Below are 20139 nucleotides of genomic sequence, written 5' to 3' on the forward strand. Positions count from 1 at the left end.
TATTGGGGAGAGCGATTGCAGTCTCATCGAGCGGAGTCGAGATGGTGCGTTATTGGTCTGTTGTACGTTCTCGACTCCGCTCGAACTGACAGTGGGTATAATTTCTTTTTTCTTAAATATATTCATTGCATATATTTTTAGTAGTTCTATTTTCATATTAATTGGTTTTTGTGTTTGTTGTCAGTTCGAGTTCCGATATATTGGGGAGAGCGATTGCAGTCTCATCGAGCGGAGTCGAGATGGTGCGTTATTGGTCTGTTGTACGTTCTCGACTCCGCTCGAACTGACAGTGGGTATAATTTCTTTTTTCTTAAATATATTCATTACATATATTTTTAGTAGTTCTATTTTCATATTAATTGGTTTTTGTGTTTGTTGTCAGTTCGAGTTCCGATATATTGGGGAGAGCGATTGCAGTCTCATCGAGCGGAGTCGAGATGGTGCGTTGTTGCTCTGTCGTACGTTCTCGACTCCGCTCGAACTGACAGGGGTTACATTTCGGGATAAATAAGTTTTCGTTGTTCTCCATTAAAGCATTTAACCAGGCTTGCTGCGGTGCGTTGTGTAGCAACCATCAGCGGACTTTTTTCTCCTTCCATTACTACATCCATGGCGGGTATTTTTAATAGTTCTATTTTTATTTCTTTTGGTATATCTTCGTTTAAGGGTTGTGTATGCAGTAGGTCGCATACTACCTTGTCCACCAAAGGGCGATAGGGTTCCATCAAATCATCTGCCAGGCAGTAGGCATTGTACCTGTTTCTGTGAAATATACCTAACGTAGGCAGTAAGCCTGCTCCTACAATACTGCGTGCCATGGTAGCCCGAAGCAACGCATAGGCGTAGTTTAAATAATTGTTGGGAGACGCACCCTCTCGGTGTCTGCGAAATTCGGCATTGTTGTGCAGTAGGGCAGGAGAGAGGTTTTTCCAATAATAGGCTGCGGCTGTGCCTTCGGCATTATCACTGTCTCCGCTTTTAATGTTTTTGTAAACGGGTATAAGGTATTCGTGCTTAATGCCCCGCAGTTTAAGATGCTCGCTTTGATTTTTTATTTTTTGTTCTACCGTTTGCGCCCACAAGTTTTTCTTAAGAGGTTCGCTGGCATCCAGTTGTGCTCTAAAACGCTCGTTTTGTATCGTGTTTCCACTAAGTGGCATGAGTAAACCCGTAGGGTGGTGGGTAGCATCGCAAGTGGTTACTACCGTATTATTTGCAAGCAATGCACCTAACAAGCCTTGTGTAAGGGTTATTTGTTTATTGTCGAGCACCACTATGCCAATATCTTCAATGGGTATGCTTGCGGAAGCCTCTTTTTTAAACGATTCGGGTAAATTATCATTTTTTTCTATTTCGGGTAGTCGAACTACCAATTGATTATCTCTTAAGTTGAGATAAGCGGGATTGCCAAAGTATAAGGTGCGTTTAATCATATCGCAAGTTTTTTCAAAGTTTTAAACTTTGGAAAAGCTAGATTTTAATTTCTCCAATTGTATTTATTCTAATTTTCGTTGGATTTAATTTTTCAAAGGCTCCAATACTTTGAACATTATAAAATCGTTTGGAGGTTTTTGCCTCATTCGAGTCGTTAATTTGCGTTTCTAAATGATGCCTAAACCAAATATTTATACTGGAATTTACAATAGTTAGTTTTTGAACCCGATATAAATACTTGCTTAGTGTATTTTTATCTTTTTCCTCTAAGGCTTTCGAGAGTAACTCTTTTTCCAATCCAAGTATAAATATTTCATTTTGCTGCAGACTTTCATGGTAAGCCCATTTATCATTAGGCAGCTTTTCTAATAAATTTTGAGGGTAGGTGTCCTTATTCAATAAAATTTTATCCCAAACTTCTTTCGGGTCTTTAATAATTGCAGGTATGTTATACTTTTTACGTTCTACAGCATGCCAAAATGTACAGCAGTGCTCTACTTTTTCACCGTTCTCATTAATATAAAAAGCTATGTGATGATTGTTGCCCGGTTTCACAAAACCAATATTTTCGCCCTTTTCATTTTTACTTACGGGTTCAACAGATGATAATCCTGTAAACATACGTACAGATTTAATAGGCATTTTATACTCTTTGTCATAATATAATGGAGTTTTAAATGCTTCTTTTTCCTTGTTATTATGCTCTTTCAGCCTTTCCTGTATAAGCTCTTTAACTTTTTCGTCTATGATGTATTCAGTATCTTTTGCCTTTATACTGCCAATAGGATATTTTATAACATACTCCTCTTTATAGCAAGTGCCAAATTGTAACACTTTTGTTTTTTCGTCATCTAAGTAGATTGGATCTTTCTTTAACGAAGCAATTGCTTTTTTACTATCGTTATTATGGAGTGACAATCTATTTAGAACAAAATCTTTGATATAACCTTTAAAAATTAAGTTGGGGTTTTCAAATAAGTATTTTATTGGTTTGTTTTTTTCTATTGTTTTTATTTTGCCATAAACACTCTCTTCGCTCAGTGGTCCTCTTGGGATAACTATTCCTTGTTGAACCACTTGCTTTTTTCCATTTTGTTTTACCTTCCTAACACCATATGTTGCTACTTTTTTTCCTGATTTAAACGATACTAAAATTTTGGAAGCTTCATCCTCTACTTCTTTTGTAGAGAAAGGCGTTTGAGTAATTAAATATTTTTCGAGCAAGGATAATCGTTCTTCAAATTCTTGCTTGGCATGGTCTACCGTTTTTTTCATCTCATCTCTTACATCGCTTGCATTTAAGGTGTTTATGCGTTGTATAAAACCTTGTTTTGTGCAGGCTACTACTAATGCATCAATAGCGTGGTGCCTGTGGTCGTCTCGTTTTGTCCAGTTTATTATTTCTTCCTTTTTGTGTGTTCGCTTACCATGCTCACTAGACCATTCCCTGATTTTGGTTTGTCCAAGCTCTTTGTATTTGGGTAGTTGCAGATTCATTAAAACATCGTCCCACCCCCATAATTTGCGAAGCTTTGCTGTAACAGTACCTTCGGTAGTTGTAACTGAGTTGCAAATTGTTTGTAGAATTTCTTTAGATTTTCGGGCAATGTATTGAGTTTCTCTAAGCTGCCTATCAATAAAATTTTCCCAAAGTTTTTTATCTGTTTCCGTTTCTTTTTTCTGTTTTTTTCTTTCTGTATATTCTTCATACGAAACCTTAAGGCGCTGCATTTTGCTATAAGAGATGATGCCTAATTTAAACCAATCATCTACTCTATCAATGTAATTTTGCAGCTCTAATTCTCCTTTCTTAGATATATAATCGTATGCTGTTTGATTCGTTTTTTTTGCATTACAACTTCTATGCACCAAAACTTTATTTGTTTGAGAGTCGTCAAATAATAATGCCTTTGGAACAATATGATCTACATCAAAATTGTCGCCACTAAGAGCTTCAGTTAGGTTAAATGTTTCTCCACAATAAATGCATTGATTTACCACCTGTGCATTTTTAGCAGCAAATACAAATTTATATTTCTGTATCACTTTTTTTGTAGTTGGAAGTCCCAACTCTTTCAATCTTTTTGTTATTTCCTCGTTTAGTTTTTTGTTTGCTGAATTGTATTTGTCGGCATCGTTGCGCTCATCTTTACTTTGCTTTAATTCACGGGCAAGTTCAATTCGTATTTCATCAGGTTTCCCATGTTTCTCAATAAGCGCATTAACCAAATTTATCATTTGATTGAGAATTTTTTCTACAACGGGCTGTCGCAAACTATTTTTATCCAATAACTGTAATTTATCCTCTGTTTTTTGTGCTGCCTGTTCTTCTTTTGATAAACTATTGCTATGGTTGTAACCAGCAAAGCTGCATGATTGTGAATAGTTATAGCCTTGCATCAAATAAGGAAGAGTTTTTCTCATCGCTTTATTTGATTTATTTCCGAAAGCCTGTTTATTAAAATCAAGTTGAGCAAGTTTTTCAGCAGTTTCTTCCTTAAACCCAAAGCGCTTTAGTAATGCATTTTTACACTCAATAGTATCTTTAATAGAGTAAATAATATGCCAAAGTTGATAAAAGGGTTCTTGTTCTATTTTAGCATCGATTTGTAATGACTCCTTTTCTTCAATTATTTCTCCTGTACTAGTATCAACAAGTATGGAGGAATGTTTAGATGGAATTACAAATAAGTTAAATTTGAAGTGGTCGCTATTACCAATAATTTTATGAATTTCAGAATACGTAATATTGCCTTGAATACCCTTTAAAATTTGTTTGTTTGCATAAACCGCATCTTTTTTTAATCCCAATATTTTTAATAGTTCATTAAAACTTAATCCAGCATTTTGAAATAAATGGTCGGCAATTTTTTGTTTTTCTTCTTGTGATGGAATCCGATCGCTCCATTTATACTTTGAACCTTCCGGATTTTTAATTTTTAAGTTAATGTTATTAACCGCTTCCCATATTTTGCATAGCTGAAATAAAGGAGATGTTTTGGGCGCAACCCTTGGTCCGGCATAAATATCTTTTCCCTCTTTTGTTTTTGTCCAAAATCCTTCAAACTCACATACACTAACTAATCCTTTTTGAGATTTAAGGTTTCTCTGATAATAGATAATTTCATTTCGAAGCCTGAAGATTAAACCTTCCGTTAGAATAGTAGGGTGATGTTTTCGTTGTTGATTTATAATTGCATCAAACTCCTCAATATAAGCCTCTCTCGGATATACCTGTTCCTTAGTTCTGTAATATTGGTTGTTTTGTAGTTCAAAGTGAAAATGTTGACCAATGGTTATTCCCTTTTCTTTTATTTGCTGATGCCTCCCTTTTACCTTTGCAACATAATCAGAGTCATTATCCTTCTTATCCATATTAGCATCGCTTCTACTGCTTTTATAACCTCGCTTCTGGTTTAAGTGGTAAAGAATACGACCTAATTCTTTAAGTTCAATTCTTTCTGTAACAGCCCTTGCTCTTATTCCCCATAGTTCGAGCGAATTGAGTTTAAATAGATTTTCATCGAACATGTTATTTTTAAGTAGCTCGTTCGTAAGTGATTTTCTTCTTAATTGATAACGATCATATCCTTTCCGCTGTGTTCGCTTGGCGGTTCTTTTTTGATTTTTAGAAATTTTATTTCCTGAGGAAAACTCATCTTTTTCATCTGTGCTTAGAGGAATGATTCTGCTTCCCATTCCAAGTATTTCTTTTTTATTTTCTTCTTCATTTATTAGAGCCCATCCAATTGATGTTACTCCTAAATCCAATCCTAAAATTTTTTTCATGTATATATTTTTATATATTCGTATCACATTTTGAAGCAAATCACAATAAGGACTTCGGTCCGTTGTGAAAACATTTAAGGTGGTCCGCCTTTGGTAGATCGCCTTTTTTTATTTCAATTTATTAAAAATAGCCTAACAAACAAATAAGTATAAATACGCAGGTTGCAGGGCGCTGCGTGCAAGGCTAGCGCTTCTTCGATTTTAACTGGGATTGTAAGGTTGGGTAAAGTAAGAAGTTATTTGGTTTTTATAGTATCGGTAAATGCCAACGCACCTATCTCGACTCCGCTCGATATGACTCCGCTCGATATGACTCCGCTCGATATGACTAAGCTTTATAACACTTACTTACAAATTTTTTAATTGCTGAAATACATTCTTCTTTCGCTTCTAAAAAGCCCATGTGTCCTGCATTTTCTAAAGAAAGAAGAGTTGTGTTTTTTAATTTCCTAACTTCTTTTAAACCTTCTTCGTAATCAATGCGTGAGTCTTGTTTGCCAAGTATAAATAAAATAGGGAGTGTGCTGTTTTTTAAAACATGCTCTCTTGATTTTCTAATTTTCATTCCCTCCAACGCATTTACGATGGATTGTTTGCTCATGTTTTGAGCTTCTTTTGACATTTTGCTTATTTCTATTGCTAGTCTATCGACATTTTCCGGTGCAAATAAATTTGCAAAAAAAGCATCTATAAAATGAATGTGATTGGCTTTTACCGCAGCAATTGCCCTATCTCTATTTTTCTTTTTTTCTTCTGTGTCCGGTTGCCCGGTAGAATGAAACAGTCCAATTCCGGCTAAGTTATTTGAGTGCAACTCTGCAAATGCAAGCGCTACATAGCCTCCCATAGAATGACCAATTAATACATATTTGCGTAGCTTTAATTTGTCAAGCACATGTTTTACGCTTGCGGCTATTAATTCCATAGTGTGCACATAGCCAATAGAAGGAGTTTCGCCATGCCCCAACAAATCAATTGTAATTACTCTGTTTGTTCTTGCTAGTTTTTTTACAACATCAGTCCACATAGCGCTCGACTCTAAAAAACCATGCAGCAATACAACAGCTCTGCCTTTTCCAGAGCTGGTATATCTAATTGGAGTGTTTTTAAATTCAATAAATTTGGAGGTGGCCATGATGATGAAAAGTGAATAAACTTGTTATGTCAAAATGAAATATAAGTTTTACTCATTCATCAATGTTTCAATTTCTTCTATTTCAATTGGAATTGTTTTCATTAAATCTTCCGGAGTTTTTTTAGTAATTAAAATATTGTTTTCAATTCTAATTCCAATCGACTCTTCTCGAATATAAATTCCGGGCTCGCAGGTAAATACCATTCCTGCTTCAAATTTACGGTGCATATCGCCTACATCATGCACATCCAATCCTAAAAAGTGAGACGTGCCATGCATAAAATATTTTTTGTATAGCGGATTTTTGGGATTTTGTTTTTTTACATCAGCCAATTTTAAAAGACCTAGTTTAATTAGTTCTTCCTCCATTAATTTTCCAACTGCTTTATTATATTCGGTAAACGAGTTGCCGGGAACAAGCATTTTAGTAGCTGCTCTCATTACTCTTAAAACCGAGTTGTAAACATCTTTTTGTCTCTTTGTATATTTTCCGCTTACCGGAATAGCGCGTGTTAAGTCAGAGTTGTAGTTTGCATATTCTGCCGCAACATCTAACAAAAGCATATCGCCATCTTTACATTGCTTATTATTTTCAATGTAGTGCAATACGCACGAATTAAAACCCGATGCAATGATTGGACTATACGCAAATCTGGATGAGCGATTGCGAATAAATTCATGTGCAAATTCTGCTTCAATTTCATTTTCCCAAACACCGGGCTTTACAAATTGCAGCACTCTTCTAAATCCTTTTTCTGTTATTTGGCATGCTTTTCTAATCAAATCAATTTCGATATCTGATTTTATTGCACGCAATAGATGCATGATAGGAGCAGAGCGATGGTATTTATGCAATGGATAAGCAGATTGGCACCATTTAATAAACCGCATGTCGCTATTCTCCACCAAATTAGACAAGCGTTTGTGTTCGTTTGTATTTAGGTAAACACGTTCGCATTCACACATCAATTGATGAAATATTCTTTGAAAATCCGACAGCCAATAAATGGTTTGTATTCCCGATACCGATTTTGCTTGTTCTTTGGTAAGCTTAGCACCTTCCCAAATAGCAATCTCCTCGTTTGTTTCTTTTATAAATAAAATTTCTTTTTGTTCAGCTGTTTTTGCCCCAGGAAAAATTAAGAGAATTGTTTCTTCTTGATCTATACCACTAAGCCAAAATAAATCTGTGTTTTGCACAAATTTCATGGTGCCATCTGCATTGGTAGGCATAATATCGTTGCTGTTGAAAACCGCCAATCCATTTGGCTTAATATGTTTTGAAAAACGTATTCTGTTTTCAATAAATAATTTCGAGTTTATTTGTTTGTATTTCATAACAGTTATATTCTTAGTTGAATATACAAAAGTTTATGTGTTAACACTAGCAGAAATGTAGTGTGTTCTGTATATAAATAATGAATGTGTAAACAAAAAGAGGCGACTAAACAGCCGCCTCTTTTTTATAATTTAATTTAGATTAAACTATTTTTTTGCATCAGGCTTTTTTGCTGCTGCTGCTGGAGCACCTGCCTTAGCTGCTGCTGCACCCGCTGCCGGAGTTGCTGCTGCTGCTGCACCCGCTGCCGGAGTTGCTGCTGCTGCTTTAGGTTCCTCAACCACGTTTCTTGTAATTTGTACAGATACAATTGTATTTTGAGGTTTATCTAAAAGTTGTAATCCATCTATTTTTACATCACCAATTTTTATAGCGCTGCCAATATTTAGAGGCTCTACGTTAAGTGTAATGTTGTCTGGAATTTTATTTACCGGACCTTTTACTTTTACTGTTCTTTGTTTTTTGATAAGCTTACCACCAGCTTTTACACCTGCAGCAGCGCCTTCTAATTTAACAGGGATGTCCATTACTACATCTTTCCCGGGAATTACTTCAACGAAATCAATGTGTAAAATTTTATCATTTACCTTATGGAATTGAATTTCTCCCATAATTGCTTCAAACTGACGACCACCTACATCTAGTTTTACTAAATGTACTTCCGGTGTGTAAACCAATTTGGTAAATTGACGTTCTTCAGCAGAAAATAAAACCTGCTCTTTTCCGCCATAAATAACACATGGCACATGTCCTTTCGCCCTCAAACCTTGTGCGCCTTTTGTTCCTTCGCTCACTCTTGGTGAACCGCTAATTGTTAGTGTTTTCATTTTGTTTTTTTTCGATAATTCAGGCGCCTCGCTTATACACCCACATATCGTTTTATTTATTATACATGCGAGATTAAGAACTTATAAAATGCTCACTAATTGATTTAAATTCAATTACACTGTGAAATACATCTGCAAATAAATCGGCAACAGAAAGTACTTTAATTTTTTTGCTTTCTTTTTTTAATGGAATGGTATCTGTAATTATCAACTCTTGCAATGCAGATTTTTCAATATTTTCATATGCATCTCCGGATAATACTCCATGCGTACAAATAGCTCTAACACTGTTTGCTCCACGCTCCATCATCATGTTAGCGGCTTTTGCTAGCGTTCCTCCTGTGTCTACTAAATCGTCAATTAAAACAATGTCTTTTCCTTCTACATCACCAATTACCGTCATGCTGCCAACTACATTGGCCTTGGCTCTTTGTTTGTAGCAAATTACCATGTCGCAATTCAAGTGCTTTGAATAAGAGTTTGCCCTTTTAGAGCCGCCTACATCCGGTGCAGCAATTGTCAAATTCTTTAAATTCAAACTACGTATATAAGGAATAAAAATAGAAGAAGCATATAGATGATCAACCGGAACATCGAAAAATCCTTGAATTTGATCGGCATGCAAATCCATGGTTATAATGCGTGTAACTCCGGCAGCAGATAATAAATTGGCAACTAACTTAGCCCCAATTGCCACACGTGGCTGGTCTTTTCTGTCTTGTCGTGCAAACCCAAAATACGGAAGTACTGCTACAATTTGCTTGGCCGATGCTCTGCGTGCCGCATCTACCATCAAAAGCATTTCCATCAAATTGTCGGATGGAGGTGTGGTCGATTGAATAATAAATATAACAGACCCCCGCACAGTTTCTTCGTACGAAGTTTGAAACTCGCCATCACTAAATTGCATGAACGAAATTTTGCCTAAATGTTGGCCATATTTAACCGCAATTTGTTCGGCTAATTTCTTTGATACATTTCCTGAAAATATTTTTACCGGTGCGTCCACTTTAATCTTTTAAGCCCGCAAATGTAGTGATTTTTAAGCAACTGACAACAGTATTTTTTATCCCGTTAATATTTGTTTTCGTGTGGTCGATACTATTTAATTGTTTGAATGTCAGACGCTTGTTTTTTTTCTATGTTTTCCCACTTCTAAATTTTTTTCGCAAATAAATGGTAAAGTCCTAATAATCACTATCTTTGCATAATGGATGGCAAGGCTATCATATTTTCGGCACCTTCTGGTGCAGGTAAAACTACCATAGTGCATTACCTATTGGCAAAAATTTCAAGTTTGGAATTTTCCGTTTCGGCATGCAGTAGGCCTAAGCGTGCAAGTGAGATTGAGGCCGTTGATTATTATTTTATGAGCGTAGCCGATTTCAAGAAAAAAATAAAAAACGATGAATTTATTGAGTGGGAAGAGGTTTATACCAACAATTTTTATGGCACGTTAAAGTCTGAAATAAATAGAATTTGGAGTTTAGGGAAGCACGTTATTTTTGATGTAGATGTGATGGGAGGGTTAAACCTGAAAAAACAATTTGGCGATAAGGCTTTAGCTGTATTTGTAATGCCTCCATCCATACAAAGCCTTGAAGAGCGCTTAAAAAAGAGAGAAACAGAAAACGAAGAAAGTATTGCACGAAGAATTGCCAAAGCCGAAAAAGAATTGCTTACTGCGCCTCAATTTGATATAATTATTCACAACGATAAACTCGAAAATGCCTTCGCGGAATCAGAAAAAGCGGTGCAAGCATTTTTAAATACTTGATAGTCAAAATATTTACGAATCTTTAGTTATTTCATTAGCAACACGTGCCTTTTTTGCTAAATTTGCAGCACATCATGCTTCGAATCGATCAACACATAAATTCATTACTTTATTTTCACGATTGCGTAATAGTACCCGGATTTGGCGGCTTTGTTGCCAATTATGCGCCTGCTACTATTCATGCTACACAGCATTATTTTACCCCTCCATCAAAAAAAATTGTTTTTAATATTAATTTAAATAACAATGATGGTCTGTTAGCGAATGAAATTGCAGTAAAACAAGGCATTGTGTTTTCGGAAGCGGGTAAAATAATAGAAAATTGTGTTCAGTATTATTTGCGAGAGCTTGCACTTGGAAATAAAATTGTAATTGAAAATGTAGGCACACTTTTTTATGATGTCGAAAAGAATCTTCAATTTGAACCTAGCAAAGAAATTAATCATTTAACTGCTGCGTTTGGTTTAAGTCCTGTTCAGTCGGCTGCTATTAGACGTGATGGGCATGTGCATAGAATAGAAAAACAGTTTAAAGATAGAATTCCTTCTGTTTCTGAGTTGCCAAAACGAAAGTTGAATATCAGAAAATATGTAGGCTTGGCAATTTTGATTCCCGCGGTTGTGTCGTTAATTTGGGTTCCTTACAAAACCGAAATGTTTAAGAACATTAATTACTCATCGCTTAATCCGTTTGCAAATAAAGAGCTAAGTCTATACACACAGCGTATTAGTGATTTGAGCGATAAATTAACTACTTTAACTACTACCGATAATAATTCCGTTAATTCTGCCACTGTTGAAAATTCGTTGTTAAAACTTTCGGATGGCGTTTCTATTCCTGTAAAATTAGAACAGAAGCCTGTTGTAGCGGATACACAAATTGCCGAAGCGGATACCACAAAGGTAGTTGTAAATACTATTTCCTCTGTTTCCGGTAATTACCATGTAATTGCAGGTTGCTTTAAAGTGCTTGAAAATGCTCAAAAGTTTGTATCTCAATTAAGTTCAAAAAACTTGGATGCAAAAATAATTGGTCAAAATGCAGATGGATTGCACATGGTAAGTATAGGCGATTTTTCTTCTAAAGAAAATGCATTCGCTCAAATATCCTCTGCACGCCAGTTAAATCAAGATGTTTGGCTTTGGGAGAATTAGTCTGAATACAAATAATAATCTCTCAAATCGATTTTTAATTTCCATTTATGTTAGCCATACAAAAAACTCTTGTTTCGGAAGATATTATTGAAAAAAAGTTTGTCTGCGATTTAGCTGCATGCAAAGGAGCTTGTTGCGTAGAAGGAGATTCCGGTGCACCCATGGAAGAGGAGGAAATAAAAATTGTGGAAGATGTATATGAGTTCGCAAAACCATACATGACACGCGAAGGCATTAAAACAATCGAAAAAGAAGGCTTTTGTGTGATTGACGAAGACGGAGATTTTACAATTCCTTTAGTTCCGGGCAAAAAAAAATACTGTTCATTTACACATTTTACCAAAGATGGATATGCACAATGCAGTATAGAGAAAGCCTATTTAGAAGGTAAAATTAAATTTAAAAAACCCATCTCGTGTCATTTGTATCCAATTAGAATTACAAAGTATAAAGACTACGATGCTGTAAATTACCACACCTGGAATGTGTGTAAGCCAGCCTGTAAATGCGGAGAAAAATTACAAGTGCCCGTATATAAATTCCTTAAAGAGCCCATTGTACGTAAGTATGGAGAAGGTTGGTATAATGAATTAGATAATACAGCAAAACTTTGGAATCCTAAACAAGCTAAAAGCAAATAAGCAAGTTGTTGCTTGCAACTGCTTATCTAATAACATTTATGTTTCCCGTGTACTTTTCTTCTTCGGAGTTTGTGTTGGTATATTTAATTTGCCAGATATACGTGTCTTCTTGTACAAGCACGTTATTCCATTTTCCATCCCAACCTTGCGTATAATCATTGGTTTCAAAAAACAACTCTCCCCACCGACTAAAAACTCTAAATACATAGTTGTTAGGGGGAAGTCCCAAAAAGCTAGGTTGAAAGCTATCGTTTAATCCATCGTTATTAGGGGTAAAAGAATTAGATATAAAAAACAGATTATCTCCTGTAACTTCCTCTTGCGCTATTGTTACGCAACCATTGGCATCGGTAACTGTTACCGAATAAATACCCGGAGCTAAGTTTGATAGCGGATTTGTTGTGTCATTGGTACTCCAATTATAGGTTACCGGCAATGTGCAATTGACACAAAGCGCATCAATAGAACCATCGTCACAGGAAAAACAGGTACTAGCTTTAGGCGTTAGGATAACTGAATTGGTATCGACATAAACTGTGGTGGTTGCTACAGCGCTTGATAATAATGCATCTGTAACCGTTACGCTGCATACGCTTGTAGTAAGTGTACAAATGCTTGCACTGCTTGTTGTTAATCCTGTGTTCCAGCTATATTGATAGGGTGGTGTTCCTCCGCTTACTGTTGGTGTTATAAGTGCACATGCTTGCGGGCATGTGGTTACAGGTTGTATCAAAATAGTTGGGGCGCAGAATGTAACATTTATCAATTGTGATAATGTGTCAGAATAACATTTGTAATAAATAATAGCTACAACAGAGTGGGTTCCCGCTGCTGAAAATGTATGTGTAGTAGTTAATCCGGAGGATGTATTATTGCTACCTGATCCCACATCATCAAAATTCCATGAAACCGATTGAACGGAATAATTAGCTGCAGCACATGCTCCTGTGCTTGCTGAGTTGGGTTGTAAAGAGAATGAATAGGCTGCGCAATTTGCTGTATAGCTATAGGTGGGTGTTGGAGGTATAAAATAATGCGGACTAAAATTAGGGAGCCCCCATCTCGATTTTTTTGGAGCTAGTGAAACTGCATTGGCTACAAAGCCGCACCCCACACCAACTATATTGGGATTGCTTATTTCATGAATAGAAGTATTTATCATTTCCGCCACATAAAGCTTGCCATTGCTGGCTAATTGCATCTGACCATCCATAGTGGAAGAAGAGTACAAAATTGTTTTAGATGCCATAATAGCTGCGTTATTCCCCGCACATAAATTATATTGTAGTACATCTATATTCGACTCTACTACATATAATAAACGACCATCAGGAGAAAACTCTAGTCCGTAGCAATCACTTGTATTGGTTATGGTAAGGGGTGTTGAGGCTATTCCCGTTGAGTTGTCGAAATTAAAAACCTCTACAAATCCTCCTCCAAATTCATATACAGCACATGCTAATCTAGAACCGTCTGTGCTAATTTTTAGTTGCCCTAAAGTGTGGTCTGTTACACCGCTGTGGCTGGAGCCCACACTGCTTAAAACAGGTGTAGTTGAAACACCCGCTGCTGTAACTAAATAAGACCTGAAAATATTGCTATTCCATTCGTGCGTAACCACCCAATAATCAGTATTGTTGCAGTGTTTTACTGCAATTAATTTTTCTGCTGTGGGAGCATACATAGATATGTTTTTTGTAGTGGTTATATCTCCATTACCACCATTAAGGGTCATATCTACCTCAGAGTATTTAAGGCCGTCCGGCCCTCCGCTAGCGGTAGTTGTAAAAATATAATACAATGTACTGCTGCCAGGTTTAAGCACTATTGCGCTTGATTGGGTGGAGGAGGCATCTCCCAATAATCCTGCCCCGTTTGGCATTTGTTGGTGGGTTCTGTCGTACACAAATACCCCATTTGTATAAAAAAGTAAATTCCCGTTTGCATCTGCAATACTTGCACATCCCTCGCTAGTGGTCATGGTGCTATTCATCAATGCAACCGGAGTGCCAGAATTAAAGTCTAGTGCGGCTTTTGCTCCAAAGTACCACATGTTTGTCTCTCGTTGAGCTTTCAGCGAAAAATCGAAAAACATACAAAAAAGCAAAGCGCATGAATAATAAATAGTGTTGTTTTTCGGCAAGCCCGCAATTGTTGGTATCTGGTAAAATTACCTGTTTTTTTACATATCAACAAGTTGCGCAAACCCACTTTGGTCTGTAGCTAGAAGTAATGCGTTCGGTAGTTAAATTAACGACATTGGCTAATTGGTAAAAAACGTATAAAAGCAAATTTTTTTCTATAAAACAGAAATTATTTTTTTCACATCTCGTTAATAACCTCTGTATTGCATACAAGCCAAGACTGGCAAGGGAAATTAACAAACTATCAACATGTTAATTATGTTGATTACTTTATGTAAATGTTAATTTAAAAGTCTTGACTAAAGACGTTTTTTTATGAATCTTTGTAGTGCCTGATTAAACAATCAAGAGCTTTAGTGTAAATAGTTATTTTAAGAGGTTTTTAGTCCCCTCTTACAGGAAAATATCGCCCTTGGTTTTTGGTATTAGTTTATAGATTGTTAACCAATAAGAAAAAGAAAGAGATTTAAAAGGATGCAAAACACAGAACCAATTTTACAAGAAAACAAAGACAGATTTGTACTATTCCCAATTAAGCACAAAGAGATGTGGGATATGTACAAAAAGGCAGAAGCCAGCTTTTGGACTGCAGAGGAGATTGACCTTTCGCCAGACCAACAAGATTGGGAGAATAAATTAAATGCCGATGAAAAACATTTTATAAAACACGTATTGGCATTTTTTGCTGCCAGCGATGGAATTGTTAACGAAAACCTAGCTGTTAACTTCATGCGCGAAGTGCAGTATCCGGAAGCTCGCTGCTTTTACGGATACCAAATAATGATTGAAAATATTCACTCTGAAACGTATTCGCTTTTAATAGACACTTACATAAAAGATCCAAAAGAAAAAGATGGATTGTTCCATGCCTTAGATACAGTTCCGTGTGTAAGCAAAAAGGCTGAATGGGCAATGAAATGGATAGGAAGCGGCTCGTTTGCTGAAAGATTAGTTGCATTTGCGGCTGTCGAAGGAATTTTCTTTTCAGGAAGCTTTTGCTCTATTTTTTGGTTGAAGAAAAGAGGATTAATGCCGGGATTGAGTTTCTCTAACGAATTAATATCTCGTGACGAGGGCTTGCATTGCGACTTTGCGTGCTTGTTGTATTCGCAATTGACAAATAAATTGCCTAAAGAAAAAGTAACTGAAGTTATTACAAACGCTGTTGATATTGAAAAAGAATTTGTTACAGATGCACTACCGGTGCGACTGATAGGGATGAATGCAGATATGATGCGCCAATATATTGAGTTTGTTGCAGACAGACTTTTGGTGGCACTTGGTTGCGACAAGGTTTACAATGCAACCAATCCATTCGACTTTATGGAATTAATTTCTTTACAAGGGAAAACCAATTTCTTTGAAAAACGTGTAGCCGAATACCAAAAGGCCGGTGTGATGGGTACTAGCAAAGAAAACAACGTTTTTAGTCTAGACGAGGATTTTTAACTCACAAAATTTATTGAAAATACTGGGATTGGTGTCATTCCCGCGAAAGCGGGAATCTCCTCCCCAACAAATAGAGATACCTGTTTGCACGGGTATGACAGATAAGGTGTCGAGCGCGAAAACATAAACAACTGATAGACAAAAGAAAGCATAAAAAAGGCAACTTTTCAACAGATGTTTCGTTAATAAGAAACAAGAGGGTGGCCGAAAAATATAAAGATATTTTACAAAATTTAGAAAAGACTGATTGTTCAACCCCACTAAAACCTATTCACTATGTATGTAATTAAAAGAGATGGCAGAAAAGAATCTATCAAGTTTGATAAGGTTACTGCCCGCATCCAAAAACTTTGTTATGGTTTAGATCCGGTTCATGTAAGCCCAATTCAAGTGGCAATGAAGGTTATTGAAGGTATTTACGAGGGCGTTAGCACAAGCCAGCTGGATAACCTTGCTGCAGAAACTGCTGCATCCATGACCGCTAAACATCCTGACTATGCATTGTTGGCTTCTCGTATTGCGGTTTCTAACTTACATAAGAATACCAACAAATCTTTTTCTAAAACAATAGAAGATTTACACAACTATATAGACCCACGTACTCGCCAAAAAGCATCATTAATTGCTGATGATGTATATGATATTATCATGGCGAATGCACAGTTACTAGACTCTAGCATTATTTATGACAGAGATTTTGGGTATGACTTTTTTGGATTTAAAACACTAGAAAAATCATACTTATTAAAAATGAATAACAAAATAGCAGAGCGCCCTCAACATATGTTGATGCGTGTAGCTGTTGGTATTCACAAAGATGATATTGATGCTGCTATTGAAACATACAACTTAATGAGCGAGCGTTGGTTTACACATGCTACACCAACATTGTTTAACGCAGGTACACCAAAACCACAAATGTCGTCTTGCTTTTTATTAACTGTAAAAGACGACAGTATTGATGGTATTTATGATACTCTAAAAAGCTGTGCTAAAATTTCTCAGTCGGCTGGTGGTATCGGGTTGAGCATACACAACATTCGCGCTACAGGTTCTTACATCAAAGGAACAAACGGAACATCAAACGGAATTATTCCAATGCTTCGCGTGTATAACGATACTGCACGTTATGTAGATCAAGGTGGAGGAAAACGCAAAGGTTCATTTGCAATCTATTTAGAGCCTTGGCATGCAGATATTTTCGACTTTTTAGATTTACGTAAAAACAACGGTAAAGAAGAAAACCGTGCACGTGATTTGTTCTTGGCTATGTGGATGTGCGATTTGTTTATGAAGCGTGTAGAGGCTAACGAAAGCTGGTCATTATTCTGCCCGAACGAAGCACCCGGCTTACCGGAAACGTACGGCAAAGAGTTTGAAGCATTGTATACTAAATACGAAGAAGAAGGAAGAGCAAGAAGAACAGTTCCTGCGCGTGATGTGTGGAATGCAATTATTCAATCGCAAATAGAAACAGGCAATCCGTACATTTTGTACAAAGATGCATGTAACGAAAAATCAAACCAAAAGAATTTAGGTACTATCAAGTCTTCTAACTTATGTACCGAAATTATTGAGTACACAGCACCGGACGAGATTGCAGTTTGTAATTTAGCGTCTATCGCATTGCCTCGTTTTATTGAGAACGGAGTATTCGACCACCAAAAATTGTTTGAGATTACGTATGTAATTACAAAAAATTTAAACAGAATCATCGACAGAAACTACTATCCGGTAGCAGAAGCAAAACGTAGCAACTTACGTCACCGCCCAATAGGTATTGGTGTGCAAGGATTGGCCGATGCATTTATTTTAATGCGCCAAGCGTTCGATTCTCCGGAAGCTAAACAATTGAACAAAGAAATTCACGAAACTATTTATTATGCTGCGTTAACAGCTAGTAAAGATTTAGCAAAAGTAGAAGGTGCTTACGAAACGTATGCAGGCTCACCAATATCGCAAGGTATATTCCAATTTGATATGTGGGGTGTAACACCTACAAACCGTTGGGAGTGGGATGTATTGCGCGAAGAAATTAAACAACACGGAGTACGTAACTCCTTATTGTTAGCTCCAATGCCTACTGCAAGCACATCGCAAATATTAGGCAACAACGAATGTTTTGAGCCATACACATCAAACATTTATTCGCGCAGAGTATTATCAGGTGAGTTTGTGGTAGTAAACAAACACTTACTAAAAGACTTAGTAAAACTAGGAATGTGGAACGACAATTTGAAAAACAAGATTGTGGCAGCAAACGGCTCTGTACAAAGCATTCCGGAGATACCACAAAACATAAAAGACATTTACAAAACAGTTTGGGAAATTTCTCAAAAAGATATTATTGACATGGCTGCCGACCGCGGTGCATACATTTGCCAAAGCCAATCGATGAACTTGTTTATACAAAACCCGAATGCAGCAAAAATAACTTCTATGCATTTTTATGCTTGGAAAAAAGGCTTGAAAACAGGTATGTATTACTTGAGAACCAAAGCTGCTGCTGATGCTATTAAATTTACAGTTGATACCGCTTCTCTGCAACAACCAACAGCTGCTGCAGAGCAACAAGTATCTACTATGACTGTAGAAGAAATAACAGCTGCACAAACTACTACTGACGAAAACATGGCAAACATTTCTTGCTCACTGGATAATCCGGAAGGGTGTGAGGCATGCGGGAGTTAAGTGAGAAGGAGTAAATAATAAGATATAAGTAAATAATAAAAAAGCACCGCCCGACCACGCAAATGGCTCGGGCGGTGCGGTGATAGAATAGATGTTTGACATTCATATAAAAAAGGGATATATTTACTAGTGAAGAAATTGCGTATTTATATTGACACATCTGTAATTGGAGGTTATTTTGATTCTGAATTTAAAGAGGAGAGTGTTGCCCTTTTTAATAGATTAGAAAATAGAGAAGTTGTATTTGTGGTATCTGATTTACTGGAGTTAGAATTAACAAATGCTCCAATTCATGTTAGGGAATTATTATACAATTATTCTACTGAGAGTTTTGAAAGGGTTCCCTTAACAGATGAAGCGATAAAATTAGGAGATTTATATATTGCAGAAAAAGTGGTTGGTAAAACTAGCTTAGAGGATTGTAGACATATTGCCCTAGCCACAATAAACAAAGTGGATGTTTTAGCAAGTTGGAACTTTAAACATATTGTAAACTTAGAACGAATAAAAGGATATAATTCTATCAATTTAAGAGAAGGATACTCCATGATAGAAATTAGAAGCCCTAAAGATTTAATAAATTATGGAAACGAATAAAAAAAATAAGAAAGATGGATTTGATGCTGTGAAAATGATGCGCGATATTCGTGATAAAATAAGCGCAGAAACAGCAGATATGACTTTTGAAGAGCTTAAAAAGTATATTGAGCAAAAATTAAAAGAAAGTAAATTAAAGCCTTTGGGTGTTTAACATAGCAAACATCTCTTGCTCGCTCGATAATCCGGAAGGGTGCGAGGCATGAGGGAGTTAAGTGAGAAGGAGTAAGTAATAAGATATAAGTAAATAATAAAAAAGTGCCGCCCGGGCTACGCAAGTGGTTCGGGCGGTGGAGTGAAAACAAATAGAATACTAATTAAAGCCCAAGCCGATGAGTAGTACCTGTTTAACTCAAATGGGTTTAATTTTAGATATTTTAGGAGGAGTAATAATATTAAGGTTTGGCCTACCTAGTAAAGTTGATCAAGGGGATAGACGTGTCACAGAACGCGAGCCTGATCATATTGGGAATCGAAGAATTAAAATATTTGCGAATGTTGGTTTGGGACTACTAATTCTTGGATTTGTTTTTCAATTTATAGGCACTATTTGTTTCAATACGAAGTGAGTGATGTGAAAACTATTGTGATTAATCTCCAAAACGAAAATAGTATTATGGAAAATGTATATTCGTGAATTTTTTGAGAACAAAAATTTTCTAGTCAGGTATAATTTAAAATAATAAAAAATGGAATTTAGAAAACTATATATAATCCTTATCGTATGTTTAATAGGTTGCACTAGTATAGATAGTAAAATAGAAAACAAGCAAGATGAAAAGTTAAGCTATAATTCTTTTCCAGAAGAGTTATTTAAAATGATTACTACATATGATACTTTAGAGTTAAAAAAGATATGCAAGAAGGATGGATGGGATCCAGTAGAGTTTTCTTATATGTTGCAAGAATTAAAGCAATTAAAAACAGATAATGCAGAATATCTAAAATGCGAATACAGCAAAGACCCAATCATGGAGCAATTTGAGTTGTTGAAAATTTACTATAAAGAAGAGGATCGAAATTATTTAATAAGTGCCACTTGTAATATGGATACTGCTGGTAGGCAAATAATAAGACTACAAATCAGAAATTTAGATAAAGGTTAATTCCCCAGTACGAGCTAAGCTGACGTGAAGGGTAAGCGTTTAAGGGCTTAGGTTGT

General features: G+C 36.2%; 15 protein-coding genes. 8 read left to right on the forward strand and 7 right to left on the reverse strand.

What is annotated here, in order from left to right; all coding sequences use genetic code 11:
- Positions 1 to 491: 491 nt before the first annotated feature.
- The 6 genes from cas1 to J0M08_04505 form a co-directional block, all read right to left on the reverse strand.
- Positions 492 to 1433: a type II CRISPR-associated endonuclease Cas1 gene (gene cas1, locus J0M08_04480; protein ID MBN8702296.1), complete on the reverse strand. Its 942-nt coding sequence runs from the start codon at positions 1431 to 1433 to the stop codon at positions 492 to 494.
- A 37-nt stretch (positions 1434 to 1470) separates the two neighbouring features.
- On the reverse strand, positions 1471 to 5223 hold the full coding sequence (gene cas9 / locus J0M08_04485; GenBank protein ID MBN8702297.1) for a type II CRISPR RNA-guided endonuclease Cas9: 3753 nt from the start codon (positions 5221 to 5223) through the stop codon (positions 1471 to 1473).
- 328 nt (positions 5224 to 5551) lie between these two features.
- A complete protein-coding gene (locus tag J0M08_04490; protein ID MBN8702298.1) occupies positions 5552 to 6358 on the reverse strand; it encodes an alpha/beta hydrolase in 807 nt (268 codons plus the stop codon).
- A 48-nt stretch (positions 6359 to 6406) separates the two neighbouring features.
- Entirely contained in the window at positions 6407 to 7696 is a 1290-nt protein-coding gene (locus J0M08_04495; GenBank protein MBN8702299.1) for an aminopeptidase P family protein, read from the reverse strand.
- Positions 7697 to 7843: 147 nt separating this feature from the next.
- Entirely contained in the window at positions 7844 to 8524 is a 681-nt protein-coding gene (locus J0M08_04500) for a 50S ribosomal protein L25 (protein MBN8702300.1), read from the reverse strand.
- A 73-nt stretch (positions 8525 to 8597) separates the two neighbouring features.
- Positions 8598 to 9539, reverse strand: a complete 942-nt coding sequence (locus J0M08_04505) for a ribose-phosphate pyrophosphokinase (protein ID MBN8702301.1) — start codon at positions 9537 to 9539, stop codon at positions 8598 to 8600.
- A gap of 192 nt (positions 9540 to 9731) precedes the next feature.
- Between J0M08_04505 and gmk the strand changes: the two genes are divergently transcribed.
- The 3 genes from gmk (at position 9732) to J0M08_04520 (ending at position 12096) form a co-directional block, all read left to right on the forward strand.
- Positions 9732 to 10301: a guanylate kinase gene (gmk, locus tag J0M08_04510; protein ID MBN8702302.1), complete on the forward strand. Its 570-nt coding sequence runs from the start codon at positions 9732 to 9734 to the stop codon at positions 10299 to 10301.
- A gap of 74 nt (positions 10302 to 10375) precedes the next feature.
- Positions 10376 to 11455 (forward strand): SPOR domain-containing protein, encoded by a 1080-nt coding sequence (locus J0M08_04515; protein ID MBN8702303.1) that lies wholly within the window; start codon positions 10376 to 10378, stop codon positions 11453 to 11455.
- Between the two features lie 47 nt (positions 11456 to 11502).
- A complete protein-coding gene (locus J0M08_04520; protein MBN8702304.1) occupies positions 11503 to 12096 on the forward strand; it encodes a DUF3109 family protein in 594 nt (197 codons plus the stop codon).
- Positions 12097 to 12118: 22 nt separating this feature from the next.
- On the opposite strand, the gene J0M08_04525 is transcribed toward J0M08_04520, so the two are convergent.
- The gene (locus J0M08_04525; GenBank protein ID MBN8702305.1) at positions 12119 to 14191 is read right to left on the reverse strand and encodes a gliding motility-associated C-terminal domain-containing protein; all 2073 of its coding nucleotides are present in this window, start codon (positions 14189 to 14191) and stop codon (positions 12119 to 12121) included.
- Between the two features lie 523 nt (positions 14192 to 14714).
- Here J0M08_04525 and J0M08_04530 point away from each other — a divergent pair.
- The 5 genes from J0M08_04530 to J0M08_04550 all read left to right on the forward strand — a co-directional run bounded on the left by J0M08_04530 (position 14715) and on the right by J0M08_04550 (position 20083).
- Positions 14715 to 15689 (forward strand): ribonucleotide-diphosphate reductase subunit beta, encoded by a 975-nt coding sequence (locus tag J0M08_04530; protein ID MBN8702306.1) that lies wholly within the window; start codon positions 14715 to 14717, stop codon positions 15687 to 15689.
- A 276-nt stretch (positions 15690 to 15965) separates the two neighbouring features.
- On the forward strand, positions 15966 to 18380 hold the full coding sequence (locus J0M08_04535) for a ribonucleoside-diphosphate reductase subunit alpha (protein ID MBN8702307.1): 2415 nt from the start codon (positions 15966 to 15968) through the stop codon (positions 18378 to 18380).
- Positions 18381 to 18497: 117 nt separating this feature from the next.
- Positions 18498 to 18977, forward strand: coding sequence for a PIN domain protein (locus tag J0M08_04540; protein MBN8702308.1), 480 nt, complete (start codon positions 18498 to 18500; stop codon positions 18975 to 18977).
- Positions 18964 to 19131 (forward strand): hypothetical protein, encoded by a 168-nt coding sequence (locus tag J0M08_04545; GenBank protein MBN8702309.1) that lies wholly within the window; start codon positions 18964 to 18966, stop codon positions 19129 to 19131. Before J0M08_04540 ends, J0M08_04545 begins: the two co-directional genes overlap by 14 nt.
- 535 nt (positions 19132 to 19666) lie before the next feature.
- The gene (locus J0M08_04550) at positions 19667 to 20083 is read left to right on the forward strand and encodes a hypothetical protein (protein MBN8702310.1); all 417 of its coding nucleotides are present in this window, start codon (positions 19667 to 19669) and stop codon (positions 20081 to 20083) included.
- The last annotated feature ends 56 nt before the right edge of the window (positions 20084 to 20139 follow it).

The organism is Bacteroidota bacterium (genome assembly GCA_017303975.1).
GTDB lineage: Bacteria > Bacteroidota > Bacteroidia > JAFLBG01 > JAFLBG01 > JAFLBG01.

Coding starts and splice junctions, on each gene's coding strand:
- cas1 (MBN8702296.1), bottom strand. CDS start 1,433: ATGATTAAACGCACCTTATACTTTGGCAATCCCGCTTATCTCAACTTA.
- cas9 (MBN8702297.1), bottom strand. CDS start 5,223: ATGAAAAAAATTTTAGGATTGGATTTAGGAGTAACATCAATTGGATGG.
- J0M08_04490 (MBN8702298.1), bottom strand. CDS start 6,358: ATGGCCACCTCCAAATTTATTGAATTTAAAAACACTCCAATTAGATAT.
- J0M08_04495 (MBN8702299.1), bottom strand. CDS start 7,696: ATGAAATACAAACAAATAAACTCGAAATTATTTATTGAAAACAGAATA.
- J0M08_04500 (MBN8702300.1), bottom strand. CDS start 8,524: ATGAAAACACTAACAATTAGCGGTTCACCAAGAGTGAGCGAAGGAACA.
- J0M08_04515 (MBN8702303.1), top strand. CDS start 10,376: ATGCTTCGAATCGATCAACACATAAATTCATTACTTTATTTTCACGAT.
- J0M08_04520 (MBN8702304.1), top strand. CDS start 11,503: ATGTTAGCCATACAAAAAACTCTTGTTTCGGAAGATATTATTGAAAAA.
- J0M08_04525 (MBN8702305.1), bottom strand. CDS start 14,191: ATGTTTTTCGATTTTTCGCTGAAAGCTCAACGAGAGACAAACATGTGG.
- J0M08_04530 (MBN8702306.1), top strand. CDS start 14,715: ATGCAAAACACAGAACCAATTTTACAAGAAAACAAAGACAGATTTGTA.
- J0M08_04535 (MBN8702307.1), top strand. CDS start 15,966: ATGTATGTAATTAAAAGAGATGGCAGAAAAGAATCTATCAAGTTTGAT.
- J0M08_04545 (MBN8702309.1), top strand. CDS start 18,964: ATGGAAACGAATAAAAAAAATAAGAAAGATGGATTTGATGCTGTGAAA.
- J0M08_04550 (MBN8702310.1), top strand. CDS start 19,667: ATGGAATTTAGAAAACTATATATAATCCTTATCGTATGTTTAATAGGT.